Source organism: Methylobacterium sp. J-077, from assembly GCF_022829365.1.
Lineage (GTDB): Bacteria > Pseudomonadota > Alphaproteobacteria > Rhizobiales > Beijerinckiaceae > Methylobacterium.
On sequence record NZ_JAKSYJ010000077.1, the window covers coordinates 1 to 642 of the forward strand.

Annotated in this window: 1 protein-coding gene; it reads right to left on the reverse strand. The window is 74.6% G+C overall.

Features of this window, described 5'->3' with window-relative positions; genetic code table 11:
• Nucleotides 1-642 (reverse strand): DNA translocase FtsK (locus tag MKL11_RS04975; protein ID WP_279600278.1); only part of this gene is annotated, 642 nt, incomplete at both ends.

Consider the following 642-nt stretch of genomic DNA (forward strand, 5'->3'; position numbering starts at 1 on the left):
ATCTGCACTGCCAGGGTGAAGCCCCGGGTGAGCGCCTTCAGCGCCAGCATCAGCGCGTCCGAGAAGGCCGGGACCCCGTCCGGGGGTAGCACCACGTAGCTCTGCGCCAGACCCTCGATGGCGAGGTGGTGCAGGTCGGCGTCGAAGATCAGCGTGACGCCCAGCAGCGAGACCTTGGTGCCGGGCGCCGGCTCGAGCTCGTAGAGGGTCACGACCGGGCCGGGCCGCACCGCGAGGATGTCGCCGCGCACGCCGAAATCGCCGAGCGTGGCTTCCAGCAGCGTCGCGTTCTGCTCCAGCGCGTCGGCCGAGACCAGGCTCGCCTGCGACGGGCCGCGCGGCTCGGCCAGAAGGTCGAGCGCGGGATGGCGGTAATCGTCCCGGCCGCTGGCCGGCGCCGGGCGGCGCGCGGGCGCCACCGGCGCCACCGGTGCGGAGACGCGGGAGGCCGCGGCCTCCGCCGGCACGGGGGTCGGCTCGTCCTCGCCCCTGAAATCTTCGCCCCTGAAATCCTCGCCCTCGAAATCCTCGCCCTCGAAATCCTCGTCGTCGTGGACGACAGGCAGCGGGCGCCGGCCCTGCGGCGCAGGCGCGGCGTGGGGCGCGGCCGGAGCCGTGGCCTGGTCGGCGCGCGGCTCGAAC